Here is a 26,196-nt window from a genome sequence, read left to right on the forward strand (position 1 = left end):
TTGTGATCGATCGCGTCACGCCCACCCGGTCCAACGACCGGGTGGGCGTCCGGACAGCCGTTTCGGTCAGCGGTCGCCACGACGGCGGCCGCCACGCGACCGCTTCGGCTTCTTGGCCCGGCGCGGGTTCACCACGCGCTCACGGACCACCTCGATCACGGTCGCCGGGGACTCGATCACCCCGTCGCCGCACCGGTGCAGCTCCGGCGTGCCGCCGCCGAGGCGTACCACCGCTTCGGTGTGCTCGGCGATCTCCTCGGCGGCCGAGGCGCCCTTGAGCGCCACCAGGCGGCCGCCGGAGACCAGCAGCGGCAGGCACCAACCGGCGAGCCGGTCCAGCGGCGCCACCGCGCGGGCGGTCACGATGTCGGCGGAGAGCGGCTCCCGGTCTCGCGACCCGGCCGCCGCCTCCTCGGCCCGCCCGCGGAAGACGCGGACGTCGCGGGTCAGGCCGAGGCGTTGCACCGCCTCGATCAGGAAGGAGGTACGCCGCGCGAGCGGCTCCACGAGCGTCACTGTGAGATCGGGACGCGCGATCGCCAGCACCAGGCCGGGCAGTCCGGCGCCGGAGCCGACGTCGATCACGCTCGCCCCCTCCGGGATCCGCTCGGCCACCACCGCGCAGTTGAGCAGGTGCCGGTCCCAGAGCCGCGGCGTCTCGCGGGGGCCGATCAGACCGCGCACGACGCCGTCGGTGGCAAGCAGTTCCGCGTACGCGGCGGCGAGGTCGAGCCGGTCGCCGAAGAGCGCGCGGGCCGCCTCCGCCAGTTCCGGCGGCAGCGTCGCGGACGCCGGGTCGGGGACGGCCGTCGACTCCGCACCGTCCACAGGGGATGGCGTGTCCTCCGCCGGCTCCGCGAACACCGGGTCGGCCGCCGCAGCCGCGGCCACCGGTGCCACGTCCGCCGCCGGCTCACCGGAGAACGCGGGCATCACGTCCACCGCCGGGTCGGCGGGCTCGACCCCGGTCACCACCGCCGGCTCGGCCGAGAAGGCGGGCTCGCCGGGGTCGGTCGCGGCCCTTTCCGGGTACGCCGGGTCGGCCGGCCCGTCGTCGTCGGAGAAGACCGGGTCGACTGTGGGATCGGGGCGCACAGCCGACGGCCCGGGCGGCGTACCACCCGGGCCGGCCACGGCGCCTGCCGTCGTCTCGTCGGAGATCACGGACCTCAGTCCGTCACCGGACGGACGACGATGCGGCGGTTGGGCTCGACGCCCTCGGACTCGCTCTCCACGCCGCTCATCGCGTTCACCACGTCGTGCACGCACTTGCGCTCGAACGCGGACATCGGCTCCAGGCGCACCGGCTCACCGTGCTCCTTGACCTTCTCGACCGCGTTCTTCGCCACGGCGGCCAGTTCCTTGCGCCGGGCGGCCCGGTAACCGCCGACGTCCAGCAGCAGGCGGCTCGGCGTGCCGGTCTGGCGGAACACGGCCAGCCGGGCCAGTTCCTGGAGCGCCTCCAGGGTCGCGCCGCGCTGGCCGACCAGGTTCTGCAGCCGTCCGCCGACCACTTCGACTACCGGACGGCCGCCGGAGACCAGCTCGTCGATGTCGCCGTCGTAGTCGAGGATGTCCAGCAGACCCTCGACGTAGTCGGCGGCGATCTCACTCTGCCGGAACAGGTCGCTGTCGGCCGGGGCCTTCTTCTCCCGGGCCTCGCCCGAGGCGTCCTCGGTCTCGGTGGCGGCGGTAACGGGGGTCTCCTCGTCCAGGGACTGGTCGGCGCTGGGGATGCTGGTCTCGGTCACGGGTCTCATCTCCGTACTCGCTCGGCCGGACCGTTCGGGGGTCCGCTGGTCTCCCGGGGCCGGCGGGAGGTTCGCCGGTTGCCCTCGGGCACGTCTGTACGGGCCAGTTTCGCCCGCGGCCGCGCGTCGCGCGGCGATTCCGGCCCGGCGCCGACTCCTCGGATGGCAGCACGTGACCGGAACGGGCCACCGCCGGTGTCGCGGCGGTGGCCCGGTGGAACTCAGCCCTGTCGCTTGGCGGGCCGGCTGCCGCCCTTCTTCGGGTTGACCGGCTTGGCGCCCGGCTTCGGTCCGGCCACCTTCGGCGCCGCGGCCGGGGCCTTCGCCGCCGGCTGGGCCGCCTTGCGGCCGAACAGACCACCGGTCTTGGCCGGCTGCACCGGGCCCTTGCCGCCGGTGTTCTTGGCGGCGGTGGTGCTCTTCGCGGTGGGCGGCGGCGGGAACTTCCGCAGCACCCACTGCTGCTGGCCGAGCGTGAAGAGGTTGTTGGTGACCCAGTAGATGATCACACCGATCGGGAAGATCGCGCCCGAGATCAGCAGCGACAGCGGGATGCCGTAGAGCATCAGGCGCTGCACCATGCGCTGCTGCGGGTCCTCGGCCCAGCCGGTCTTGAGGATCATCTGACGGCTGGTCAGGTAGGTGGTGGCGATCATGATGATCACCAGGATGCCGGCGACGACCTTGACGGTGCCGGTGTTCGCGCCCAGCCGGCTGAGCTCCTCGGCGGTGGAGCCGAACTTGCCGGAGATCGGCGCGGTGAAGAGCGTCGCGTTCGAGGCGCTGTTGAACTGGTCGACAGTCCAGCCGTACAGGGTCTTGCCCTGGTTGTCCGGGCTGAGGCGGCGCAGCGTGTGGAACAGGCCCAGGAAGACCGGGATCTGGAGGAACATCGGAAGGCAGCCCATGAGCGGGTTGGCCTTTTCCTTCCGGTAGAGCTCCATCATCTCTTTCTGGAGCGTCTCCCGGTCACCCTTGTGCTTCTCCTGGAGCTCCTTCACCTTCGGCTGGAGCGCCTGCATGGCACGCTGCGACTTGATCTGCTTGACGAAGACCGGGAACAGGATCACCCGGACCGTCACCACCAGGAAGATGATGGCGAGGATCCAGGCCCAGTTCGTACCGATCACGGCCCCGACCGGAACTCCGATGGCGTCCCAGGCCGAGTGCCAGGTCAGCAGGATCCACGAGATCGCGTAGTAGATCCAGTCGAGACTAAACACTCAGGCTCCAGTCACGTCGGCACGGCGGCGGTCGCCCGGCTCCGGAACCGGGTCGTGTCCACCTGGGTGGAAGGGATGGCAGCGCGACAGCCGACGGACCGTCAGCCAGGCGCCCCGCAGCGCACCGTGCCGGGACACCGCCTCCACGGCGTAGGCACTGCACGACGGGTAGAACCGGCAGCGGGCCGGCAGAGCCGGACTTATCCACCGACGGTACGCGATGATAGGCGCCAGCAGCATGCGGGCACCGCTTGTGGGCGACGGAGTCGCGGTCGGGCCGGTCACCGCGACCGCCGTCCCCGGGGGGAACGCGCGGCGGCGAGAGCGGCGTCGAGGTCGGCCCCGAGCCGGGTGTACGTGGCGTCGGCGGCTGCCGGCAGCGCGCGTACCACGAGGGTCGTGCCGGCGGGCAGCTCGGCCAGCCGCTCGCGGACCAGGTGCCGGAGCCGGCGGCGGACCTTGTTCCGGACCACCGCGCCGCCGACGGCCTTGGACACGACGAAGCCGGCGCGGCTCGGTGCGGAGGTCTCCGCACCGCTGGTCCGCGCCGGCTCCGGCGAAGGTGTCGCGGTGGTGCCGATCGGCTCGGGGATGGTCAGGTGGACCACGACGGCGCCACGGCCGACGCGTCGGCCACCGCGAACCGCTGCGGCGAAGTCGCTACTGCGCCGCAGTCGTTGCGCGGCGGCCAGCACGACTGCCCACGTCCCCGGACCGGACCTGTCGGCCTCAGGCCGACAGGCGGGCGCGGCCCTTGGAACGACGGGTAGCGATGATGGCGCGGCCGGCACGGGTGCGCATGCGCAGCCGGAAGCCGTGGGTCTTCGCGCGCCGGCGGTTGTTCGGCTGGTAGGTGCGCTTGCTCACGTCAGGCTCTCCGTTGTCGTACGCCCCGCGCGGCGGATCGCCCGGGGTCGTGTGCTGGTCCAGGCCACCTTGTCGGTGACCTCCGATCGGCGCTGCCGTGACGCGCTCCCCGGCGATGCGAGGTGACAGCCACGGACAGCAAGCATCAATCACCCTAGCAGAGGGCGAGAGAGCAGCCGCTCCAGCCTACGCAGGGGCGCAATGACCGTCAAACGTCACACTCGGGCGTCCGACCTGCGTCGGAACGACGACCGAAGGGGCGGTTTTCACTGATGTTGCCAACGTCGTCAGGGTGTCGCCGGTTGATGGCGTGGGGTCCGCGCTGTTAGCGTGCCCGATTGCGGTCGGCGTCGGGGGTCCGGGGTTTGTCGCCGATCGGCAAGACCGGACACGCTGTTGAATCGTTCGGCACGGTGAACCCGCTTCAGCGCCTCCGTGGATCGAGGGGGGCAGGTCCGACCCGCGTCCGGTGGGCGGTCACAATCGGTCGGTACACAGGCTGTGGATAACTTGTGGATGACGACCGGTCAGCCGTCCGGGCGGGCGTGAGGAGCAGGCGAGGGGGTGGCACGACGGTGACCGGAGCGACCGACCTGGCCGCGGTGTGGACGGCGACCACCGACGAACTCGCCGACGAGATCATCTCCGCGCAGCAACGGGCGTACCTCCGGCTCACCCGGCTGCGGGCGATCGTCGAGGACACCGCGTTGCTCTCGGTGCCGGACGCCTTCACCCGCGACGTGATCGAGTCACGGCTCCGCCCGACCATCACCGAGGCGCTGAGCCGCCGGCTCGGACGGCCGATACAGGTGGCCGTCACCGTACGGGTCACCGAGGACCCGGGCGCCCGCCCGGCCGGCACCGTCTACCGCAGCAGCCCGGAACCGCTTCCCGAGCACGACGGCGCCGCCCCGCTGCCCGGCTTCGACCAGGCCGCCCCGACCTTCCCGTCGCCCCGCCCGGAGCCCGGCTACGCCGACTCCCGCCCCGAGCCCGGTTACGCCGAGTCCCGCCCGGAACAGCAGGTGGACGAACCGGCGCCCCGGCAGCGGACCGCGGACGGCGGCCGGCCCCACCTGATCCCCGCCGGCCGGGACGCGCAGGACACGCTCTTCAGCGCCGCGTTCGCCGAGCCGCTGCGCGCCGCACCCGAGCGCCGCGCCTTCGACGAGCGCACGCGCATCGAGCCGTCCGCTCCCGACGCCGGGGGTTACGAGCCGCGCTACCGGGAGAACCCGGCCGCCGACCCGGGGCCGATGCGCGGCCTGCCCCGCGACGGCGCCACCGACAACGGCCCCGGCCGGGGTGGCGCCGACCACCACCGTCCGGGTGGCGGCGGCCAGGCCGACCGCAGGCTCCCCGGCGGTACGGAGAGCGGCGGCAACCGGCTCAACCCGAAGTACATGTTCGAGACGTTCGTCATCGGCTCGTCCAACCGGTTCGCGCACGCGGCGAGCGTGGCGGTGGCCGAGTCGCCGGCCAAGGCGTACAACCCGCTGTTCATCTACGGCAGCTCCGGGCTGGGCAAGACCCACCTGCTGCACGCCATCGGGCACTACGCGACGACGCTCGGCAACGCCCGCTCGGTCCGGTACGTCTCGACCGAGGAATTCACCAACGACTTCATCAACTCGCTGCGCGACGACAAGACCAGCGCGTTCCAGCGCCGCTACCGGGACGTGGACATCCTCCTGATCGACGACATCCAGTTCCTGGAGAACCGGGAACGGACGCAGGAGGAGTTCTTCCACACCTTCAACACGCTGCACAACGCCAACAAGCAGATCGTGATCACGTCCGACCGCTCGCCGAAGCAGCTCGCGACGCTGGAGGACCGGCTGCGTACGCGCTTCGAGTGGGGCCTGCTCGCCGACATCCAGCCGCCGGACCTGGAGACGCGGATCGCGATCCTGCAGAAGAAGGCCGCCCAGGAGCGGCTGTTCGCACCGCCGGACGTGCTGGAGTTCATCGCCTCCCGGGTGTCGAACTCGATCCGCGAACTGGAGGGGGCCCTGATCCGGGTCACCGCCTTCGCCAGCCTCACCCGTTCCTCGGTCGAACTGTCGCTGGCCGAGGAGGTGCTGCGGGACTTCATCCCGGACGGCGCCGGCCCGGAGATCACCGCGGACCAGATCATGGTGTCGACCGCCGACTACTTCGGGGTGAGCCTGGAGGACCTGCGCGGCCACTCCCGGTCCCGGGTGCTCGTCAACGCCCGCCAGGTGGCCATGTACCTGTGCCGCGAGCTGACCGACCTGTCGCTGCCCCGGATCGGGCAGGCGTTCGGCGGCCGGGACCACACCACGGTGATGCACGCGGACCGCAAGATCCGCCAGCAGATGGCGGAGCGGCGCTCGCTCTACAACCAGATCGCCGAGCTGACCAACCGCATCAAGCAGAACACCTGACCCCAGCTCTCCCACGCCGCCCGCGCGCCGCCCGCGCACTGCCCGTCCGGCGGCTCCGGCGGTGATCAAGGAGTTTGTGTCGGGACGACACGTCATTCCTGCCCCGAACTCCTTGGTCAACAGGGCGGGGCTGCTGCGCAGGAGTCCGCCGACCCGAGCGCCTCGCCCAGTGTCTGCACGGACCCCGACCGCAGATCTTGGAAGGAAACGGCCGCTACAGGGGCCCTCGCCTTCCAAGATCTCTGCGGAGCCGGGGCTTGGCCTCGCACGAGTCGCCCGGGGCCCCGAGCCCCATCGAAACTTTGCGTCGATCATGAGGTTGACGGCGACAAACCGGGCGCCAACTGCCGCCAACTTCATGGTCGACACGTGCGAGGCGGGAGCCGGAGGACGGGCGGGGACGGGGGCGGCGCGCCGAGGAAGGCTCGTGTCGACGCCCTGTTGACGTGATGAAGGTGACCAGCGGACGCCGACAGGCGGCTGACGGCAAGCCGACAGCACGGGTTCGTTGACCCTCGACCCGGTGGAGGGCCCAGGATCGGCGCTGTGTTCATCCACAGCTCGTACCCCTTGTCCACAGCCCCTGTGTCACAGGCAGTGGACAACCACCGTCCGCACCCGGCCGGTTACCCACAGACTGTGGACAACTCCTGGGGACGAGGCTGTGGACGCCTGGGGATGACGATCACGTTGTCCCCAGATGACAGGTCGCCTGTGGGCGAGCTGTTGAAGGTTCTGGGGATTAAGGCGGTCGACGCTGTCGGCGCTGTCCACAGCGCTGGGGAGAAAACCGGTGGATTAGCGGTGGACAACCGGTGGACAGCCGTGGAAAACCCGGCGGCCGGCGGGGGCTGTGGACCGGGACACGAGTTTTACCCCCGGTTCTCCACAGCCAAACCACCGGTGGATAACGTGTCTGACCTGCGCAGACGTTGGTTCTCCACAGTTTGCACAGGTGCGATGAAGACGATGAGTTATCTCTTCTAAACAACAAAAACCAATCATCACCGTTGGACTTCCTGTGGATCGGGCCGGAGCGCTGCCGTCGGCAGTCACCCCGGGCACCTGGATCCACGGGGTCGGGCGCACAGCCGATGCCCGCGCGCCCTAAGGTGCGATGGGTACCCGCACGGTCGGGCGGGACGGGTGGCAGCGGTCGGCATGAGAGAGTTGTCGCTGACGTCGACGCGGAGGCATTGATGAAGTTCCGAGTGGAGCGCGACGCGCTCGCCGAGGCGGTCGCGTGGACCGCCAAGAGCCTGCCCAACCGGCCCTCCGTACCGGTGCTGGCCGGGGTGATGCTCCGCGTCACCGACGGCAACCTGCAGGTCTCCGGCTTCGACTACGAGGTCTCCAGCCAGGTGACGGTCGAGGTGCAGGGTGACGCGGACGGCGCCGCCCTGGTCTCCGGCCGCCTGCTCGCCGAGATCACCAAGGCCCTGCCGGCCAAGCCGGTGGACATCGCCGCCGTCGGCGCCCACCTGGAGCTGGTCTGCGGCAGCGCCCGCTTCACGCTGCCCACCATGCCGGTGGAGGACTACCCGACGCTGCCGGAGATGCCGGAGAGCGCGGGCACCGTCGACGCCGCCGCCTTCGCCACGGCCGTGGCCCAGGTTGCGGTGGCCGCCGGCCGCGACGAGACGCTGCCGATGATGACCGGTGTACGCCTCGAGCTGAGCGGCGGCACGATGGCCATGCTGGCGACCGACCGATACCGCCTCGCGCTGCGCGAGATGGAGTGGAACCCGGACGACCCGGAGATCAGCCTCAACGCGCTGGTGCCGGCCCGTACGCTGCACGACACCGCCAAGGCGCTCGGCCCGCTCGGCGGCCACGTCACCATGGCGCTCTCCTCCGGCGGCGCCGGCGAAGGCATGATCGGCTTCTCCGGTGGCACCCGCCGGACCACCAGCCGCCTGCTCGACGGCGCCAACTACCCGCCGGTGCGTTCGCTGTTCCCGGCCGACCACAACGCCGAGGCCCGCGTCGCCGTCGCCACGCTCATCGAGGTGGTCAAGCGGGTCGCTCTCGTCGCCGAGCGCACCACCCCCGTGCTGCTCAGCTTCAGCGCCGACGGCCTCGTGGTGGAGGCGGGCGGCACCGAGGAGGCCCGGGCCAGCGAGGCGATGGAGGCCACCTTCACCGGTGAGCCGCTCACCATCGGCTTCAACCCGCAGTACCTCATCGACGGCCTGTCCAACCTCGGCGCCCAGCACGCCCTGCTCCGGTTCGTCGACGCGTTCAAGCCCGCGGTCATTTCCCCGGCCGGCGAGGATGGCGAGGTCATACCGGGGTACCGGTACCTCATCATGCCGATCCGCGTGTCCCGCTGATCGCAGGCAGCACGACCCTGACGTACGGAGGTAGGAGCAGATGCAGCTCGGCCTGGTAGGACTCGGCCGGATGGGCGGCAACATGCGGGAGCGGCTGCGCGCCGCCGGGCACGAGGTGGTCGGCTTCGACCACAACCCGGAGATCAGCGACGCCGCGAGCCTCACTGAGCTGGCCGAGAAGCTCCAGTCGCCCCGCGCGGTCTGGGTCATGGTTCCCGCCGGCGTCACCGACGCCACCATCGACGAGCTCGCCGAGGTGCTCGGCGAGGGCGACATCATCATCGACGGCGGCAACTCCCGGTTCAGCGACGACGCCCCGCGCGCCGAGCGGCTGAACGAGCAGGGCATCGGCTACATCGACGTCGGCGTCTCCGGCGGCGTCTGGGGCCGGCAGAACGGGTACGGGCTGATGGTCGGCGGCGCGCAGCAGCACGTCGAGCGCCTGATGCCGATCTTCGAGGCGCTCAAGCCGGAGGGCGAGTTCGGCTTCGTGCACGCCGGCCCGGTCGGCGCCGGCCACTACGCCAAGATGGTGCACAACGGCATCGAGTACGGCCTGATGCACGCCTACGCCGAGGGCTACGAGCTGCTGACCGCCTCCGAGCTGGTCACGAACGTTCCCGGCGTGTTCAAGTCGTGGCGCGAGGGCACCGTGGTCCGGTCCTGGCTGCTCGACCTGCTGGACCGGGCGCTCGACGAGGACCCGGAGCTGGCCGAGCTGAGCGGCTACACGGAGGACACCGGCGAGGGCCGCTGGACCGTGGACGAGGCGGTACGGCTCGCCGTGCCGCTCAACGTCATCACCGCGTCGCTGTTCGCCCGGTTCGCCTCCCGGCAGGACGACTCGCCCGCCATGAAGGCCGTCGCCGCGCTGCGCCAGCAGTTCGGCGGCCACGCCGTCCACAAGCGCTGACCGGTATCCACAGCCTGTGTACGTCCGCCGGCTCGAACTGGTCGACTTCCGCTCGTACGAGCGCGTCGGCGTGGACCTGGAGCCGGGGCCGAACGTGCTCGTCGGCGCCAACGGCGTCGGCAAGACGAACCTGGTCGAGGCGCTCGGCTACGTGGCGACCCTGGATTCGCACCGGGTCGCCACGGACGCCCCGCTGGTCCGGATGGGCGCCACCTCGGCGGTGATCCGCTGCGCGGTGGTGCACGAGGGCCGGGAACTGCTTGTCGAGCTGGAGATCGTGCCGGGCAAGGCCAACCGGGCCCGCCTCGGCCGGTCCCCGGCCCGGCGCGCCCGGGACGTCCTCGGCGCGCTGCGCCTGGTGCTGTTCGCGCCGGAGGACCTGGAACTGGTCCGCGGGGACCCCTCGGAACGTCGCCGCTACCTGGACGACCTGCTGGTCACCCGCCAGCCCCGCTTCGCCGGGGTACGCGCCGACTACGAACGCGTGGTGAAGCAACGCAACGCGCTGCTGCGTACCTCGTACCTCGCTCGCAAGACCGGTGGCACACGCGGCGGTGACCTGTCGACGCTGGCCGTGTGGGACGCGCATCTGGCCCAGCACGGCGCGGACCTGCTCGCCGGCCGCCTGGAACTGGTCGCCGCGCTCACCCCGCACGTGGCGAAGGCGTACGACGCGGTGGCGGCCGGCCGCGGCGCGGCGGGCATCGCGTACCGGCCCTCGGTCGAGCTGCCCGAACCCGGCGCGGACCGCGCGGCGCTGGCGGAGGCGCTGGCCGCCGCGCTGACCGCGAACCGCGCCGCCGAGATCGAGCGCGGCACCACGCTCGTCGGCCCGCACCGCGACGACCTGGCGCTCACCCTCGGCCCGCTGCCCGCCAAGGGGTACGCGAGCCACGGCGAGTCGTGGTCCTACGCGCTGGCGCTGCGGCTGGCCGGGTACGACCTGCTGCGCGCCGACGGGATCGAGCCGGTGCTGGTGCTCGACGACGTCTTCGCCGAGCTGGACACCGGCCGGCGGGACCGGCTGGCCGAGCTGGTGGGCGGCGCGAGCCAGCTGCTCGTCACCTGCGCTGTGGACGACGACGTGCCGGCGACCCTGCGCGGCACCCGGTACGCGGTGGGCGACGGGACGGTGCGACGTGTCTGACGACGAGGTGCAGCTACCGCCCGCGCGGCTCGGGCCGGGACGCGACGCGCGTACCCCGGGAAAGCCCGCGGACGGCGAGCCGGGCGCGAACCTGCCGGAGGGCGCGACCGGGCCGGAACTGGCGCGGGCGGTGCTCGACGCGGCGAAGGCCCGGCGGCAGGCGGCGGCTCCCCGGCGGCGCGGCGCGGTCCGCGGCGACGGCGAGAAGCGGCTGCGCGGCTACTCCGGCCCGGGGCCGGACCCGCGCGACCCGCAGCCGCTGGGTGCGGTGCTGGACAAGCTGGTCAAGGCGCGGGGCTGGCAGCAGCCGGCGGCCGAGGCGACGGTGTTCGGCGCGTGGGAGAAGGTGGTCGGCCCGGAGGTCGCCCAGCACAGCCGCCCGGTGAAGCTGGAGGACGGCGAGCTGACGGTGGAGGCGCGCTCGACGGCGTGGGCGACGCAGTTGCGTCTGCTGGCGGGCTCGCTGTTGCAGCAGATCGCCCGCGAGGTCGGCCACAACGTGGTGCGCAAGCTGCACATTCACGGCCCGGCTGCGCCGTCGTGGTCGCGCGGCCCCCGGCGGGTACGCGGGCGCGGGCCCCGCGACACCTACGGCTGACCGTCGTCGCCCGAGCGCTGGGCCTCCCGCCGGGCGCGCTTGAGTTCGCGCTGCTCGCGGCTCCACTGCTTGCGGCGTTCCAGGTCCTGCTTCCAGGCTTCGCGGGCCAGCCGGGAGCCGCCCTGCACCGCGCCCTGGACCTGGGAGGGGCCGGCGAGGTTCTGGAACACCCAGCCCAACAGGCGGCCACCCTTGCCGGAGGCGTCGCCCACCTGCTCGTCGTCGCTCATCCCGCCGCCCTCCCTGTTTTGTGTGCAAACCATTGGTACACCAATCGTTGCTAGGATCGCAACGACGACGAGGAGGACGAGGTGACCGACCCGATCGAGGAGGACCCCCTGGCGCTGGAGCAGCAGGTCTGCTTCGCGCTGTCGGTCGCCGCCCGGAGCGTCGTCGCGGTCTACCGCCCGCTGCTGGAGCCGATGGGGCTCACCCACCCGCAGTACCTGGTCATGCTGGCGCTCTGGCAGCACGCGCCACTGTCCGGGCGGGATCTGAGCCGGCTGCTCCAGCTCGACCCGGGCACGCTGTCACCGCTGCTCAAGCGGCTGGAGGCGGCCGGCTACATCCGGCGGGAACGCGACGCCGCCGACGAGCGCAGCCTGGCCGTCTCGCTCACCGCCGAGGGGCAGGCGCTGCGGACGCAGGCCGAGCGGATCCCGCCGGCCATCGTGCAGCGCCTGGGTCTGCCGCTGGCCGACCTGCGGCACCTGCACACGGCGCTGACCGAGGTGATCGCGGCTGCCAACCGGGCCACGTCTTCTTCCGGCGCTGCGACGCCCGGTCAGGCGTCGGCGTAGACCGCGAAGCCGCGCTCCGCGCAGCGCCGGTAGAAGGCCGCCAGCACGCTCAGCTCGGCGCAGGTGAAGTTCCACTGCGGCGGGTCGCCGCTCTCGTCGCGCAGCCGGTCCAGCCGGCTGTCCAGCCAGCGGAGCTGCTGCTCGGCGAGCCGCCCGTCACCCAGCAACGCGCGCAGCACCTCGCTCACCGACTCGAACGTGACCGCCTCGCCGTACGGCCGGTGCCGGGCGACGAACTTCTCCAGGCCCTCGGCGATCCACGAGCAGCCGTCCGGGTCGATCACCGGGTCCTCGTCCTCGGCCGAGTTCTCCGTGGCGTAGAGCACATTTTCCAGCCCGAGGATCAGGTCGACCAGTTCGGTGTACGCGGTCGCCCGTACCGTGCCGGTCTTGGCGATCAGCTCGGCGAGCGCGGCGGTCGGCGCGGAGATCCGGGGGACGTCCACGATCTCGCCGAAGTCCACGAACTCGGCCGGCGCGACCGGGTCGTAGAAGCGGCCGGTCCGCGGCCAGTGCACCGCGACGTTGTCCAGCCCCATCGGGCGTCACCTCTCACCAAGCGTTTTCGGACCATCTTCGACGATCGTCCCGGTTGCGGGTGCGAAAGATCAAGACCGCAACGGCGGCGCCGCAAAAGCTACGGCACGCCGGACCCGGCCGCGACCCCCGGTCGGGACAGCAGCCGATCACCGGTCGGATGATCGTCACGGCTCACGGTGGCCGGTGGCGCGGCGGTGCCCCGTTGGCGTGTAGGGGGAGTCGCGGGAGGCGCGGTTCGTCCGGCTACGGCATTCTCAGCCGCCTCGGAGAGGGTGCCGAGTGGCGGTTTGGTCGGCTCCGCACAGTAAGATTGGGAGCGAGACGAAAGACCCGAGACGGAGCGACGGGCAGGGGCCCTCCGGGCCCTCGATCATAGTCCCGCCTCGGGTCCGAGCCGATCGCGATCCGCGGGCAACCGTGGCGCCCGGCGTACACGATCCGTGCCTGGTGATCCCAGGGGCGGTCCGTGCGCGCCGACGTCGCGTCCTGTCCGCCGAACCCGCGCCCCCGCGCCCACGCGCGGCCGGTGCGAGAAAGTGGCCGAGCGTGGCAGCGGAGGACAACAAGAAGTACGGTGCCGAGTCCATCACCGTTCTCGAAGGCCTGGAAGCGGTCCGGAAGCGCCCCGGTATGTACATCGGGTCCACCGGCGAGCGCGGTCTGCACCACCTGGTGTGGGAGGTCGTCGACAACGCGGTGGACGAGGCGCTGGCCGGGCACTGCGACACCATCGACGTGGTGCTGCTGGCCGACGGCGGCGTCCGGGTGACCGACAACGGCCGTGGCTTCCCGGTCGACCTGCACCCGAAGCTGAAGAAGCCGGGTGTCGAGGTCGCGCTGACCGTGCTGCACGCCGGCGGCAAGTTCGACGGCAAGGCGTACGCGGTCTCCGGCGGCCTGCACGGCGTGGGCGTCTCCGTGGTCAACGCGCTGTCCACCCGGATGGCGGTCGAGATCCACAAGGACGGTTTCGTCTGGCGCCAGCGCTACGACCACTCCAAGCCGACGCCGCTGGAGAAGGGCGAGGAGACCGACCGCACCGGTTCGGCCGTCTCCTTCTGGCCCGACCCCGACGTCTTCGAGACCGTCGACTTCGACTTCCACACCATCTACCGGCGCCTCCAGGAGATGGCCTTCCTCACCCGGGGCCTCACCATCCACCTGCTCGACGAGCGGGTGCCGGAGGACGAGGACGGCAAGACCCGCGAGGTCACCTTCCACTACGAGGGCGGCATCGCCGACTTCGTCCGCCACCTCAACGCCTCCAAGAGCCCGATCCACAAGACGGTGGTCGAGTTCGGCGCCGAGGAGACCGGCATGTCGGTCGAGATCGCCATGCAGTGGAACGAGTCGTACGGCGAGTCGGTCTACACGTTCGCCAACAACATCAACACCCACGAGGGCGGCACCCACGAGGAGGGCTTTCGGGCCGCGTTGACGAGCGTCGTCAACCGCTACGGCGCCGACAAGAAGCTGCTCAAGGGCGACGAGCGCCTCTCCGGTGAGGACATCCGCGAGGGCCTGGCCGCGATCATCTCGGTCAAGCTCACCGACCCGCAGTTCGAGGGCCAGACCAAGACCAAGCTGGGCAACACCCCGGTCAAGGGCTTCGTGCAGCGGGTCTGCAACGAGTCGCTCGTCGACTGGTTCGACCGCAACCCGGCCGAGGCGAAGATCATCATCCAGAAGGCGTCCCAGGCGGCCCGGGCCCGTATCGCCGCCCAGCAGGCGCGCAAGCTCGCCCGGCGCAAGTCGCTGCTGGAGTCCGGCTCGATGCCCGGCAAGCTGGCCGACTGCCAGTCCACCGACCCGCGCGAGTCCGAGGTCTTCATCGTCGAGGGCGACTCGGCCGGCGGCTCGGCCAAGCAGGGCCGCGACCCGCGTACGCAGGCGATCCTGCCGATCCGCGGCAAGATCCTCAACGTGGAGAAGGCCCGCATCGACCGGGTGCTGAAGAACAACGAGGTGCAGGCGCTGATCACCGCGCTGGGCACCGGCATCCACGACGACTTCGACATCGAGAAGCTGCGCTACCACAAGATCGTGCTGATGGCCGACGCCGACGTCGACGGCCAGCACATCCAGACGCTGCTGCTCACGCTGCTGTTCCGGTTCATGCGGCCGCTGGTGGAGCTGGGGCACGTCTACCTGGCCGCCCCGCCGCTCTACAAGATCAAGTGGAACAAGAAGGGCGACGACGCCCAGTACGCGTACTCGGACCGGGAACGCGACGGGCTGATCGCGCTGCGCCAGCAGAAGAAGCCCAACGCCCGCCCGGACGACATCCAGCGGTTCAAGGGTCTCGGTGAGATGAACTACCCCGAGCTGTGGGAGACCACGATGAACCCGGCGACGCGCACGCTGCGCCAGGTCACGCTCGACGACGCCGCAACCGCGGACGAGCTGTTCAGCGTCCTGATGGGTGAGGACGTCGAGGCACGTCGGTCGTTCATCCAGCGCAACGCCAAGGACGTGCGGTTCCTGGACATCTGACGGACGCGCCGGGCCGGCCGGTGATCCACCGGCCGGCCCGGTAGTCCACAGAGTTATCCACAGTCTGAACGCTTTCCACAGCCGTTATCCACAGCGAGACCATGACTGAAGAGTCTGATAAGGGTTAACAGTGACCGATACTCCCGAGTCCACCCCGAACGAGCCGGAGACCCCGGAGACACTGGCCGCGGTCGTCCAGCACGACCGGATCGAGCCGGTCGGCCTCGAGGTCGAGATGCAGCGCTCGTACCTCGACTACGCGATGAGCGTCATCGTCGGGCGGGCCCTGCCGGACGTCCGGGACGGGCTCAAGCCGGTCCACCGCAAGATCCTCTACGCCATGTTCGACTCCGGCTACCGGCCGGACCGCGGGTACGTGAAGTGCTCCCGCGTCGTCGGCGACGTGATGGGCCAGTTCCACCCGCACGGCGACTCCGCCATCTACGACGCGCTGGTCCGGATGGCGCAGCCCTGGTCGCTGCGCTACCCGCTGGTCGACGGCAACGGCAACTTCGGCTCCCCCGGAAACGACCCGGCCGCCGCCATGCGATACTGCCTCGTCGGCGATGCCCGCATCCGTACCGCCGAGGGTTCCGTCCGGATCGGCGACGTCGTGCCGGACGCTGCGGCGAGCAGCGAGACCGACGTCGACCTCAAGGTCCGCGACCGCAACGGCGACCTGGTCCGCGCCAGCAAGTTTTTCCACTCCGGCGAGCACCCGACGCTGCGGCTGCGCACCCGTGAGGGGTACGAGCTGACCGGCACCCACAACCACCCGGTGCTCTGCCTGGTGGACGTGGCCGGCGTGCCGACCCTGCTGTGGAAGCTGCTCGCCGAGATCGCCCCGGGCGACCGGGTGGTCCTGCAGCGCACCGTGCCGGACGAGATTGGCTACCCGATGCTGGAACACGTCGAGGCGGCCGTGCTCGCGGGCGCGTTCGTGTCCGAGGGGTGGGTGTCGGAGAATCGGGCGGGCTTCAACAACGTGGACCGGGAGTTCTTCGTCCGGGTCCTCACCGCCTACGACCTCGCGGTCGGCGGCCCTCGGTACGTCGCCGAGCGGGTCATCGCCTCCGGCAGCAGGCTGCACGAGCTCGACGTGCAGGACCTCACCGCGCTTCGGGCGAGCGTGCTCGGCGAGATGGTGGGCGCGCGGAGCGCCGGCAAGTTCGTGCCGGAGTTCGTCTGGCGCGGACCGGCCGCGGTCAAGCGGGCCTTCCTCCAGGCGCTGTTCGAGGGCGACGGTTCGTCGTCGCTGCTGCCCCGCCACACGATCCAGGTCTCGTACTCGACCCGCAGCGAGCGGCTGGCCCGCGAGGTGCAGCAGCTGCTGCTGGAGTTCGGCGTGGTCAGCCGGCAGTGCCGGTACGACAGCGGTGAGATCAAGGTCGTCGTCACCAACCGTAGGGACGCCCGGATCTTCGCCGCTCACGTCGGCTTCCTCGGCCGCAAGCAGGCCAAGCTGGAATCCGAGCTGGCCCAGGTGCCGGCGACCAGCACCGCGCTTTCCGGCGATCACGTGCCGTTCGTCGGGGACTTCGTCCGCGAGCACGGCGCGAGCCGCTGGACCGAACGCGACTGGCTGCGCCGGCACAACGTGGACCGGATCGAGCGCTGGGAGCGGGACCGCGACGAGATCGCGGCCCGGATCACCGAGCCCGGCATCCTCGACGTGGTCGAGCCGCTTGTCGACGGGCGCTTCTACTACGCCGAGGTGACCGAGATCACCGACGCCGGTGTGCGGCCGGTCTACAGCATCCGGGTGGACACCGAGGACCACTCGTTCGTCTCCGACGGTTTCGTCAGCCACAACACCGAGTGCAAGCTCGACCCGCTGGCGATGGAGATGCTGCGGGACATCGACGAGGACACCGTCGACCTGCAGGACAACTACGACGGCCGGGCCAAGGAGCCCACGATCCTGCCGTCGCGGATCCCGAACCTGCTGATCAACGGCTCCGAGGGCATCGCGGTCGGCATGGCCACCAAGATCCCGCCGCACAACCTGCGCGAGATCGGCGCGGCGGTGCAGTGGTGCCTGGAGCACCCGGAGGCCGACGAGGCCACCACGCTGGAAGCCCTGCTGGAGATCGTCAAGGGCCCGGACTTCCCGACCCACGGCCTGATCGTCGGCCAGGCGGGCATCCAGGACGCGTACCGGACCGGGCGCGGCTCGATCCGGATGCGCGCCGTGGTCGAGGTCGAGGAGGACAAGCGTGGCCGGCCGGCGCTCGTGGTCAGCGAGCTGCCGTACCAGGTCAACCCGGACAACCTCGCCGAGCGCATCGCCGAGCTGATCAAGGAGGGCAAGCTCGCCGGCATCGCCGACATCCGCGACGAGTCCTCCGGGCGTACCGGCATGCGGATCGTGCTCGTGCTCAAGCGCGACGCGGTCGCCAAGGTGGTGCTGAACAACCTCTACAAGCACACCCAGCTCCAGGAGACGTTCGGCGCCAACATGCTGGCGCTCGTCGACGGCGTGCCGCGCACGCTCAACCTGGCCCAGTTCATCCGGTACTACGTCGAGCACCAGATCGAGGTGATCCGGCGGCGGACCGCGTTCCGGCTGCGCAAGGCCGAGGAGCGGGCGCACATCCTGCGCGGTCTGTCCAAGGCGCTGGACGCGCTGGACGAGGTGATCGCCCTGATCCGGCGTTCGCCCACGGTGGAGGACGCCCGGCAGGGCCTGATCCGGCTGCTGGACATCGACGAGGTCCAGGCGACCGCGATCCTGGACATGCAGCTGCGCCGGCTGGCCGCCCTGGAGCGGCAGCGCATCCTGGACGACCTGGCGAAGCTCGAACTGGAGATCGCCGACCTCAAGGACATCCTGGCCAAGCCGGAGCGGCAGCGGCGGATCGTCTCGGAGGAACTGGGCGAGATCGTCGCGAAGTGGGGCGACGACCGGCGTACGAAGATCGTCCCGTTCGACGGCGAGGTCTCGATGGAGGACCTCATCGCCCGCGAGGACGTGGTCGTGACGATCACCCGCACCGGGTACGCGAAGCGGACGAAGGTCGACCTCTACCGGTCGCAGCGGCGTGGCGGCAAGGGCGTCAGCGGGGCGACGCTCCGCCAGGACGACATCGTCAGCCACTTCTTCGTATGCTCTACCCACGACTGGATCCTGTTCTTCACGAACAAGGGTCGGGTCTACCGGGCGAAGGCGTACGAGCTTCCCGAGGCCAGTAGGGTGGCCAAGGGCCAGCACGTGGCCAACCTGCTCGCGTTCCAGCCCGACGAGCAGATCGCGCAGATCATTGAAATCCCGAACTACCAGGTGGCGCCCTACCTGGTACTGGCCACGAAGAACGGCCTGGTGAAGAAGACGCGGCTCGAGGAGTTCGACTCCAACCGTTCCGGCGGCATCATCGCGATCAACCTGCGCGATGAGGACGAACTGGTCGGTGCGGTCCTGGCCGCTCCGGAGGATGATCTGCTGCTGGTGTCGAAGAACGCCCAGGCGATCCGCTTCAACGCCACCGACGAGGCGCTGCGTCCGATGGGCCGGGCCACGTCCGGTGTGATCGGCATGCGCTTCAGCGGCGAGGACGAGTTGCTCGCGGTCGAGGTGGTGCGAGAGGGTCTGGACGTTCTGGTCGCGACGAACGGGGGTTACGCGAAACGTACCCCGATCGAGGAATACCCGGTGCAGGGCCGGGGAGGTAAGGGCGTGCTGACCGCGAAGATCACCGAGCGACGCGGTGGCCTGGTCGGCGCGGTAGTGATCGATCCGGAGGACGAGCTGTTCGCCATCACCAGCAACGGCGGCGTCATCCGGACTCCGGTGAAGCCTGTACGCCGTACGCGTGACCGGAACACAATGGGGGTCAAGCTGATGGACCTCCCGGACGGCGTGACTATCGTGGCGATTGCTCGCAATGCCGACGAGCCTGACGAACAGGACTAGTTGATGACGGAGACACAGGCGAAGTCGGGGAACAAGGGGACCTCGGCCACCCCGGCCGAGGAGGAGGCTGCGCAGGGCGGTACACCAGCTACCGGCCGTGCGGCCGTGGGCCGGGCCACGGTTCCCGCCGATGCGCCTGCCCCGAAGTTCACCCGCGCCCCCGGCATGGCGCCGCCTCCGGACAAGCCGGGCGAGGACTCGGGTTCCCGGGACTCGTCGGCCGAGACAAAGGTCGACGCGCCGACGTCGGCCAACGGTCTGGCCGCTCCGGCGGCCAAGCCCGCGAACGCCACGAGCACACAGCCGATCAAGCCACCGGCCGCGGCCGGCCGGGCCTCCACCGGTACGACCGGCACCCAGCCGCGTATCGGCGCCGGCCTGGGCACCGCGCCGAAGACGTCGCCCGACGGCGCCCGTCCGACCACCACCGGCGCCACCGGCCAGTCCCGGCCCGCGAACGGCGGGGGCCTGCCGCCGGGCGTCAGCGGCGCGGCCGCAGTCGGCGCCGCGCGCGTGGGCGAGGCGGTACGCGCCGCGCGTACCTCGGTCAGTTCGGCCGCGTCGCGCGGGCCGCGACGGGCCCGGCTGAACCTGAAGCGGATCGACCCCTGGTCCGTGATGAAGTTCGCGTTCGCGGTGTCCGTGGTGCTCTTCATCGTGGTCGTCGTGGCGACCTCGGTGCTCTACCTCGCGCTGGACGCGATGGGCGTGTTCAAGAGCGTCAACGACAGCCTGACCGACCTGGTGAACGCCGGCGGCGGCCAGGGCGGCGGCGGCTTCCGGATCACCGCCAAGGGCGTGATCCTGACGTCGGCGCTGATCGGCCTGGTCAACGTCGTGCTGTTCACCGCGCTGGCCACGCTCAGCGCATTCGTCTACAACGTCTGCGCCGACCTGGTCGGCGGGATCGAGCTGACGCTCGCCGAGCGGGACTGATCGGTCGACGCCGGGGCGCCGCGCAAAGCGGTCGCCCCGGCGTCGTGCGTCCGGGTAGGTTCGGGGTGGCGCGGGTGCTTCCGCCACGGACCCCCCGATTTGGGCGCGGCGGAGGCGATGGGTTAACCTTGCTCGTCGCCACGCGGGGCTATAGCTCAGTCGGTTAGAGCGCAGAGCTGATAACTCTGAGGTCGCTGGTTCGATTCCAGCTAGCCCCACCGCACATCGTCCGACGGCAGTCGAGCACGAGGGGTCAAGCACATGTTCAAGAAGCTCCTGATCCTGGCCGGCATCGTCGGTGTGGCCGCCGTCGTGGCCAAGAAGGTCAAGGCGTCGAACGACGAGCGCGCCCTGTGGCACGAGGCGACCACCGCGCCCGACCTGCGCTGAGCGCCGACACGGGGCCCTAGCTCAACTGGCAGAGCACTGCCTTTGCAAGGCAGGGGTTAGGGGTTCGAGTCCCCTGGGCTCCACCAGCACTTTCCCCGGTTGATCTCGGTGCCGAGTACAGCCAAGCGGTCACGCCGTCCCCTCCTCGCCGAGGACCCGGTCGATGGCCGAGGCAGCCTGACGAGCCCGCGCCGGCAGGACGTGCCCATAGGTGTCGGACGTCATCCGGATCGTGGAGTGCCCGAGCAGCTCCATCACCGTGCGCAGCTCCTCGCCCTGGTCGAGCAGGAACGTGGCGAATGCATGGCGCAGGTCGTGCAGGTGCAGCCAGTCCAGACCGGCCGCCGCGCGTAGCTGCTCGAATCACCGGTTGACGTTCCGCGGCTCCATCGGAGTGCCGATCGTGCTGGCGAAGACCAAATCGAAGTCCGACCACAGCTCCCCGCCGCGAGTCGTTCCTTGGCCTGCCGGGCCCGCTGAGCCTCCAACGCCCGGACCGCCAGCGCGGACAGCGGCAGAGGCCGACTCGACCGGTGCGTCTTCGGCGGCACGAACTCCAAGCCGCGGTCCGTGCGCTGGACCGTCTGGCGAACGAACAGCGCCTTACGGGCAGGTCGACATCCGGCCAGCGCAGGCTCAGGCGGGGCCGGGGTGTTGTCTCTCCGGCCCCTTCCGGCCCGATTAGTCAGTTCGTGCTGTCCCGCAGGCTCGCTCCGCGCTGTCAGCCGGCAAGGCCCCCGGCGCACCTCGCACGTCGCTTGTAGGCGATGGTGTGAACTGAGTCGCGGAGGAGGTGGAAGCCTGAGCAGGTCGGTTAAAAGAGGACCGGTGCTGTCGGTGTCGGCGGAGTTGGCAGGCGACCGCTCACGGAGCGGACGAGGCAGTCACCTTCACGCACGAGATGAGCCGCAGCGGTCTGCCGAGGTGATATCGGACGACGGCACGGAGTTGCGTTCGTGCTGGCCGAGTCGACTCGGAGTGCAGCCGGTGATCTGTTGCCGAATTAGCCTGTACTGGATCAAGCGCGTTCCGCGCGGCGCGGGCCGGGGCGCGGCAAACGGCTCCTGCGGAGCCGCCGGCCCCGGCGCAAGGGCGCCGGGGCGGAAATCAGCCGGCCAGAACCCCACGCCCCGCCCCGCGCGTCACACCTGGGTCAGTGAGGTGACCCGGTGACGAGTCCCGAAGGATGACCAGGGCCAGGCGCACACGCTTCCACCCGATGCCGACGATCCGAGTCAGCACGAGATCCCGGCAGGCTAACCGCGGCGGACGAAGTTGCCGAACGGTTCCGCACGGTCGCCCAGGCCCTGGAGTGGAGAAGGGGTGGTGGGGTGAGGGAGGGAGGTTAGAGCTATGCCTCCGGCGGGGGCCAGACGACTCCGAGATGGAGTTGCCGAACGATTCCGGCCCGAGGGTGGTTGAGGTGGGATGGCGTGACGGCGTAACGGCGGGCCGTCGAAGAGGGCCCAGTTTGTTGTTCCCCACGGACGCGCCCCCAGGCTAGCCTAGAGAGCTCTGCCGATTGCCCACAGAAGTCTATGCTTCGACTGGAGTGGAAACGCCTTGCGGCTCACCAGGATCTACTTTCGCGGGTACCGACGACTCGTCGATACTGGTTGAAATGTCGATGGCAAGCTGATCGCCTTCGTCGGTCCGAATGAGGCAGGAAAGAGCTGGGCGACATCTCAGTCTTCCTCACTGTCCTGATTGACCTGAAAGGCCGATGGGTTCCTCATGTAGAGCCTTGTTCCACGCCTTACAAGGTCCCCTCTAACCGAGACGCTGCGCATCTCCTGATGCGCTCGCATCGCTTTTTCGTAGTCGACTTCAACCAGATTCATCCAGATCCTTCGAAGTCGGTCCTCGCCCTCAATAGTGCCCGCAATACTAATCTCGCCCGAGCCAGTACTCTCCCGATGGAGTCTTACAACATTGCCAACTACGAGCACGCCTTCTTCCGCGATGCGCTCTCTAAGTTCCTGAGCTGCAGCCGCCAGTACGGGGATGTGATCCCGCCTGAAGCGAATTGGCGGAAGCGCCCGATGCGCTAGAGGTCGAGCTGGCGCAACCGAGAGAGATAGATCAAACGGATGGCCTGATTCACCGCCTAGGCCGACTAGCGCTTCACATAGGTTGGCGCTAACGCCCAACCGAACCGAATCGGTGAATGAGTCAAGCCCGTTAGGACTGACGAGCGCGTCCTTCGCCGCGCTGTTGGCGGCAAGGACTGCATCGTAGATACGCAATGAGACGCGACGCTCAAACGGCTCAGTTGGTTCTAGAATACCGGCTGCCTCAGCATCGAATAGCGGCTGTTGGCCAGACGTGAGACGTGGTGGTATTGGCGTGTGGGCCGAGAGGATAAAGCTGCCCTCGGTGCTCGGTCCAATTCGCACCTCTCGAAGGAACCTAAGCACCTCTGCTGGCTTTCGGGCAGGCTGTACAGCTCTAGGCTGTTCTGCACTTACGGAGTAAGCAGCCGCCACAATCAAGCTACGCAGGCTCTCGAACGCCTGGACGCCGTCATCAAGTCCGATCAGACCGGGAGCGCTGTCGGCAGGAAACGTTCGCACCGAGTGCACGTCCATAGACACATTTGAGATGTCCTGGAGCACGTCGAGCTCAGATCGTTCTTCTGCGACGGCCAGAACACGGAGAACGTCGAGGACACGAGACCCGTAGTCTCGAAGGCCGGACTCTAAAGGCTGAAGGGCTTCGAATTCCTCGCCGTCGACTACCTTAAACCACAGAGCTCCCGTAGTCGTCCTATCGCGCATCACCCAGCTGTGAGCACGCAAATACATTGCCAGCTCGGACGGAGAGCGTGCGGCCAATGCGTTTCGATCGGTAATCTGGGCGTTAATCATACCGTCGCCCCCTCTAAATTTCCAGCCAAGAGAGCATGGAGAGTTTCTACGGTTAAGAGGTTGCTCACCGGAACCTCGACCACAACGCTTTTCGGGTCGTCGTCTCCGGTCGGCTTGATGTCTTCGTCTGCGAGCGAAAGCCAGTACGCAGCCGTTCCAAGCAGCATGTGGTCAGTGCTGCAAACTGCATAGTTGGCTGCCTCCGCCGGCACGACAACATATGCCAAAAAGCGGGGAATCTGAAAGCCGGGCCCCGCAAGCTGGTTGTAGTTATTTACCGGGAGGCGGCATTGGAATAACCCGTTGCGTTGGTCCGGTTGGGACCTGGACTTGACCTGCAGTTCGATCTTGGGAGACCGAGTAGTGCCTTTTGGGCCAGGATGTGCCACCTGCCAGTCGACTCCGTCCAGGTCCAGGTTCATCTTGAACGTCGTCAGACCGCTTGCGCAGGCCAAAGCGTAGATGAACCCTTCCCCGTGCAACCCCTGGTGAACGTTGTCGTTCACAGCGTTGACACACCTCCTGGCCTGGGCATTCTTCGGCACCTGACCGTACAGCGGCAGGGTAGCTTGCCTCCGATGGCATCCGTGCTGACACGGCCTCCCCAGCCTAAGCCGTGCTCGGAGGTGCAAGGTACGGCCAGGCATACGAACATTCTCGAACAGGGGTACGACGGGATCGAGTGGCTCCTAGGCCGCACGACCGCGTACGCCCCCAGACTGGGTGCGCGAAGCGTTGATCTTCGGCACAAGTGGCATCCAAGGGCGTGGTGCGGTCGACGAAGAACTGGGACGCCGACGCGCCGGTCGCCGCCACGACGATGCGCGAACCCTCACCGTCCTTGGCAATCGATCGCCCTGGTCGTTGCCGATGATCTTCGTGCGTGCCGGTCCAGTACAGCGGCCAATTGAGCTGCAAGAGCCAGGGGCGGAACCACTCGGAGCGAGCCGTGGGCTAGCCGTAGGAGATCGCATCGTCCCGGGGCTACGGATCAGAAGATGCCTGTACAGCCATCCGTACAGCCAAGCCGACTGACGGATGCAGCCCAAGGTCGACGGCAGGCGACAAGACGAGCAGGTCGGCGGCAGTCACCGACGCTGGCCGACGGAGGTCTTGATCTTTGCAAGGCAGGGGTTAGGGGTTCGAGTCCCCTGGGCTCCACCACATCATCTGGCCAGGTCAGGGCCCGTGACACGTCCGGCTAGACGCTCTTGCACCGTTGACGGTGGGAGTACCGTCGGAGGCGTGATCGTGCGTACGCGCTGGACGATCCCCCACCCGCCTGAGGTGCTGTGGCCGGCACTCTGCGACTCACGCCTCGAACTGCAGCCCCGGTGCCCGGTGTTCTACCTGGGTACGCCTCGACCGACGATGTGTCGGTTGCCCGAGGGCCCAGGCGAGGTAGACGCGGCCCGGCAGTGTGTCTCGGAGCAAGGGGTGGTGCGGCAGCGGATCACCGTATGGGAGCCACCAGCCCGGCTGGCGTTCCACATGGAGTCGACGGATCTCGGTTTCCACCGCTACGTTGACTATCTCGGGGATCTATTCGAGATGGCCCCTGCTGGCCGTGGCACGCACGTCACCCGGACCACGACGGTGACAGTCCGCGGGTTCGGCCGCGCCGTGCTGTATCCGGCGTTATGGGTCGGGTTGAAGTCGGTGCACCGCTTCGTGTTCCGCAACTGGCAGACGATGGTGTTATCGCCCCCGCGGCCGGGTGACGCTCCCTCGCCTACTAGGTGACGGCCGTCTGCCGCATATGGAGTCTCCTGACCTCCCACCACATGCTTGACGAATCCGTCCCAGCACATGCTTTACGTTTGGCCTAGATTCCGTGGTCGGCCTTGCGGGCCCGCCTGTGCTTCCAGGCGTAGATGAATGCGGCCAGGCCGATTACGGCGAGTGCGCCGGCGATGGCTGCGTGGACGGCGAGTCTGTGTTCGGCTGCGGTGATGTCGGCGGCTTGCTTCTCCAGCATCTCGGGAGTGGGGTCCTGGTAGGGCATCGAGATCCCGGACAGATCCAGGAACGGCAGGCACGGCAGCAGGCACGAGGCGATGAGCAGGAGAACCCCGGCGGTCAGCGCTAGGCGGGCACGCGACATCGCGACAGGCTCTCACAGGGGTCGTCTTCTGCGTTGACCGCCTCACGCCGTGGTCACCTTGCGGGGCCGGCTGGTTGAAAGAAATATGACGCAAGATGTCAGGTTTCGGGTGAAGCATGGGTTCATCGGTCGGCGCCGGTGAGAGGCGCGGACCACGGCGCAGATAGATGCGGAAAGACAAGGACCTCCATGCGGGAAACCCCACAAGATCTCGAAGAGCTTCAAGCCCTTCTCGACGCCTCCCTCGCGGGCTCCACCTCCCACCTCCGCTCGATAATCAACACCGAGCGCACACTGGACGCGGAGCAACTCACCCAGGTCCTCACCGGCATGTGCACCCTCGCTCTGTCCAGCGTGACGGCGAAGGGCGAGCCGCGGATCAGCGGCGTCGACGGGCACTTCCTGCGAGGCAAGTGGTACTTCGGCACGGCACCCGACGCCGCCAAGGCGCGCCACCTCGCGGCGCGGCCCGCCGTCAGCGCCGCACACATGCGCGGTGAGGACCTCGGCGTCTTCACGCACGGCAAGGTGGAGATCCTCAACCCCCGCAACGGCGACCAGGCCACGGACTGGCCGGACGTGCTCGCGTACTTGAGGGACTTCTACGGCGACGACCTCTTCGACTGGGACAACGACGTGGTCTACTACCGGCTGCATCCGCACTGGATGGCCGTCTATGCCCCAGACTTCGCAAAGCTCACCGTGGCGTCCCAGCCCTGATCCACAGCACGGGCCAACCGATGCGCGTCCTGGACTCGCTTCGTCAGAGGTCTCGTTACCGCCTGGCCAAGGGCGACCCGTTCAAGCCGGTAGGCCGCGGCCGTTGGCAACACATGGGAGCAGGTGATCGCAACGTCGCCCGACGAAGAGGAGCCCAGCATGGATTGGGTCGATGACTCGAATGACGGGTAGATCA

24 protein-coding genes and 2 tRNA genes are annotated in these 26,196 nt (G+C 69.2%); 14 read left to right on the forward strand and 12 right to left on the reverse strand.

The window, feature by feature from the left end:
* Window positions 1-66: 66 nt before the first annotated feature.
* The 6 genes from rsmG to rpmH form a co-directional block, all read right to left on the reverse strand.
* A complete protein-coding gene (gene rsmG / locus PVK74_RS21035; RefSeq protein ID WP_197494959.1) occupies window positions 67-933 on the reverse strand; it encodes a 16S rRNA (guanine(527)-N(7))-methyltransferase RsmG in 867 nt (288 codons plus the stop codon).
* Between the two features lie 236 nt (window positions 934-1,169).
* Entirely contained in the window at window positions 1,170-1,760 is a 591-nt protein-coding gene (locus PVK74_RS21040) for a Jag family protein (RefSeq protein WP_030499504.1), read from the reverse strand.
* Window positions 1,761-1,972: 212 nt separating this feature from the next.
* Window positions 1,973-2,974 (reverse strand): membrane protein insertase YidC, encoded by a 1,002-nt coding sequence (gene yidC, locus PVK74_RS21045; protein ID WP_043327681.1) that lies wholly within the window; start codon window positions 2,972-2,974, stop codon window positions 1,973-1,975.
* Window positions 2,975-3,214 (reverse strand): membrane protein insertion efficiency factor YidD, encoded by a 240-nt coding sequence (gene yidD, locus PVK74_RS21050; RefSeq protein WP_091567651.1) that lies wholly within the window; start codon window positions 3,212-3,214, stop codon window positions 2,975-2,977.
* 41 nt (window positions 3,215-3,255) lie between these two features.
* A complete protein-coding gene (gene rnpA / locus PVK74_RS21055; RefSeq protein ID WP_043327680.1) occupies window positions 3,256-3,669 on the reverse strand; it encodes a ribonuclease P protein component in 414 nt (137 codons plus the stop codon).
* 34 nt (window positions 3,670-3,703) lie between these two features.
* Window positions 3,704-3,841, reverse strand: a complete 138-nt coding sequence (gene rpmH / locus PVK74_RS21060) for a 50S ribosomal protein L34 (RefSeq protein WP_018788530.1) — start codon at window positions 3,839-3,841, stop codon at window positions 3,704-3,706.
* 575 nt (window positions 3,842-4,416) lie between these two features.
* On the opposite strand from rpmH, the gene dnaA reads away from it, so the two are divergent.
* The 5 genes from dnaA (at window position 4,417) to PVK74_RS21085 (ending at window position 11,240) form a co-directional block, all read left to right on the forward strand.
* Window positions 4,417-6,249 carry a chromosomal replication initiator protein DnaA gene (gene dnaA / locus PVK74_RS21065; protein WP_274477051.1) on the forward strand — a complete coding sequence of 611 codons (1,833 nt, stop codon included), beginning with the start codon at window positions 4,417-4,419 and terminating at the stop codon, window positions 6,247-6,249.
* A 1,199-nt stretch (window positions 6,250-7,448) separates the two neighbouring features.
* Window positions 7,449-8,582 (forward strand): DNA polymerase III subunit beta, encoded by a 1,134-nt coding sequence (gene dnaN / locus PVK74_RS21070; protein WP_043327678.1) that lies wholly within the window; start codon window positions 7,449-7,451, stop codon window positions 8,580-8,582.
* Window positions 8,583-8,622: 40 nt separating this feature from the next.
* The gene (gene gnd, locus PVK74_RS21075; RefSeq protein WP_064448048.1) at window positions 8,623-9,495 is read left to right on the forward strand and encodes a phosphogluconate dehydrogenase (NAD(+)-dependent, decarboxylating); all 873 of its coding nucleotides are present in this window, start codon (window positions 8,623-8,625) and stop codon (window positions 9,493-9,495) included.
* A gap of 16 nt (window positions 9,496-9,511) precedes the next feature.
* Window positions 9,512-10,642, forward strand: coding sequence for a DNA replication/repair protein RecF (recF, locus tag PVK74_RS21080; RefSeq protein ID WP_043327677.1), 1,131 nt, complete (start codon window positions 9,512-9,514; stop codon window positions 10,640-10,642).
* On the forward strand, window positions 10,635-11,240 hold the full coding sequence (locus PVK74_RS21085) for a DciA family protein (RefSeq protein WP_043327676.1): 606 nt from the start codon (window positions 10,635-10,637) through the stop codon (window positions 11,238-11,240). Before recF ends, PVK74_RS21085 begins: the two co-directional genes overlap by 8 nt.
* On the opposite strand, the gene PVK74_RS21090 is transcribed toward PVK74_RS21085, so the two are convergent.
* Window positions 11,231-11,470 carry a hypothetical protein gene (locus tag PVK74_RS21090; protein ID WP_274477052.1) on the reverse strand — a complete coding sequence of 80 codons (240 nt, stop codon included), beginning with the start codon at window positions 11,468-11,470 and terminating at the stop codon, window positions 11,231-11,233. The two genes, PVK74_RS21085 and PVK74_RS21090, sit on opposite strands and share 10 nt — an antisense overlap.
* 81 nt (window positions 11,471-11,551) lie before the next feature.
* Here PVK74_RS21090 and PVK74_RS21095 point away from each other — a divergent pair, with 81 nt between their 5' ends.
* Window positions 11,552-12,040, forward strand: coding sequence for a MarR family winged helix-turn-helix transcriptional regulator (locus PVK74_RS21095; RefSeq protein ID WP_043327674.1), 489 nt, complete (start codon window positions 11,552-11,554; stop codon window positions 12,038-12,040).
* On the opposite strand, the gene PVK74_RS21100 is transcribed toward PVK74_RS21095, so the two are convergent.
* On the reverse strand, window positions 12,025-12,579 hold the full coding sequence (locus tag PVK74_RS21100) for a hypothetical protein (RefSeq protein WP_043327673.1): 555 nt from the start codon (window positions 12,577-12,579) through the stop codon (window positions 12,025-12,027). The two genes, PVK74_RS21095 and PVK74_RS21100, sit on opposite strands and share 16 nt — an antisense overlap.
* 547 nt (window positions 12,580-13,126) lie before the next feature.
* Between PVK74_RS21100 and gyrB the strand changes: the two genes are divergently transcribed.
* The 6 genes from gyrB to PVK74_RS21130 all read left to right on the forward strand — a co-directional run bounded on the left by gyrB (window position 13,127) and on the right by PVK74_RS21130 (window position 20,395).
* A complete protein-coding gene (gene gyrB / locus PVK74_RS21105) occupies window positions 13,127-15,073 on the forward strand; it encodes a DNA topoisomerase (ATP-hydrolyzing) subunit B (RefSeq protein ID WP_043327672.1) in 1,947 nt (648 codons plus the stop codon).
* A 130-nt stretch (window positions 15,074-15,203) separates the two neighbouring features.
* Complete coding sequence (gene gyrA, locus PVK74_RS21110) at window positions 15,204-18,983, forward strand: intein-containing DNA gyrase subunit A (protein ID WP_124778873.1); 3,780 nt, start codon at window positions 15,204-15,206, stop codon at window positions 18,981-18,983.
* A 3-nt stretch (window positions 18,984-18,986) separates the two neighbouring features.
* Entirely contained in the window at window positions 18,987-19,919 is a 933-nt protein-coding gene (locus PVK74_RS21115; RefSeq protein WP_043327671.1) for a DUF3566 domain-containing protein, read from the forward strand.
* A gap of 144 nt (window positions 19,920-20,063) precedes the next feature.
* A tRNA-Ile gene (locus tag PVK74_RS21120) sits at window positions 20,064-20,137 on the forward strand.
* 43 nt (window positions 20,138-20,180) lie between these two features.
* Window positions 20,181-20,309, forward strand: a complete 129-nt coding sequence (locus PVK74_RS21125; RefSeq protein ID WP_013283222.1) for a DLW-39 family protein — start codon at window positions 20,181-20,183, stop codon at window positions 20,307-20,309.
* 10 nt (window positions 20,310-20,319) lie between these two features.
* Window positions 20,320-20,395, forward strand: a tRNA-Ala gene (locus PVK74_RS21130).
* Window positions 20,396-20,438: 43 nt separating this feature from the next.
* Here PVK74_RS21130 and PVK74_RS21135 read toward each other — a convergent pair.
* The 3 genes from PVK74_RS21135 to PVK74_RS21145 all read right to left on the reverse strand — a co-directional run bounded on the left by PVK74_RS21135 (window position 20,439) and on the right by PVK74_RS21145 (window position 23,682).
* A complete protein-coding gene (locus PVK74_RS21135) occupies window positions 20,439-20,645 on the reverse strand; it encodes a tyrosine-type recombinase/integrase (RefSeq protein ID WP_338020362.1) in 207 nt (68 codons plus the stop codon).
* 1,349 nt (window positions 20,646-21,994) lie between these two features.
* The gene (locus PVK74_RS21140) at window positions 21,995-23,086 is read right to left on the reverse strand and encodes a hypothetical protein (protein WP_262419414.1); all 1,092 of its coding nucleotides are present in this window, start codon (window positions 23,084-23,086) and stop codon (window positions 21,995-21,997) included.
* Window positions 23,087-23,172: 86 nt separating this feature from the next.
* Window positions 23,173-23,682: a DUF4365 domain-containing protein gene (locus PVK74_RS21145; RefSeq protein ID WP_274477056.1), complete on the reverse strand. Its 510-nt coding sequence runs from the start codon at window positions 23,680-23,682 to the stop codon at window positions 23,173-23,175.
* Between the two features lie 739 nt (window positions 23,683-24,421).
* On the opposite strand from PVK74_RS21145, the gene PVK74_RS21150 reads away from it, so the two are divergent.
* Entirely contained in the window at window positions 24,422-24,919 is a 498-nt protein-coding gene (locus PVK74_RS21150; protein WP_274477057.1) for an SRPBCC family protein, read from the forward strand.
* 82 nt (window positions 24,920-25,001) lie between these two features.
* Here PVK74_RS21150 and PVK74_RS21155 read toward each other — a convergent pair whose 3' ends face one another.
* Window positions 25,002-25,280 carry a hypothetical protein gene (locus PVK74_RS21155; RefSeq protein WP_064448033.1) on the reverse strand — a complete coding sequence of 93 codons (279 nt, stop codon included), beginning with the start codon at window positions 25,278-25,280 and terminating at the stop codon, window positions 25,002-25,004.
* A gap of 189 nt (window positions 25,281-25,469) precedes the next feature.
* Here PVK74_RS21155 and PVK74_RS21160 point away from each other — a divergent pair, with 189 nt between their 5' ends.
* The gene (locus PVK74_RS21160; protein ID WP_274477058.1) at window positions 25,470-26,000 is read left to right on the forward strand and encodes a pyridoxamine 5'-phosphate oxidase family protein; all 531 of its coding nucleotides are present in this window, start codon (window positions 25,470-25,472) and stop codon (window positions 25,998-26,000) included.
* The last annotated feature ends 196 nt before the right edge of the window (window positions 26,001-26,196 follow it).

The organism is Micromonospora chalcea, assembly GCF_028768405.1.
In the GTDB taxonomy this organism is placed as follows: Bacteria; Actinomycetota; Actinomycetes; order Mycobacteriales; family Micromonosporaceae; genus Micromonospora; species Micromonospora chalcea.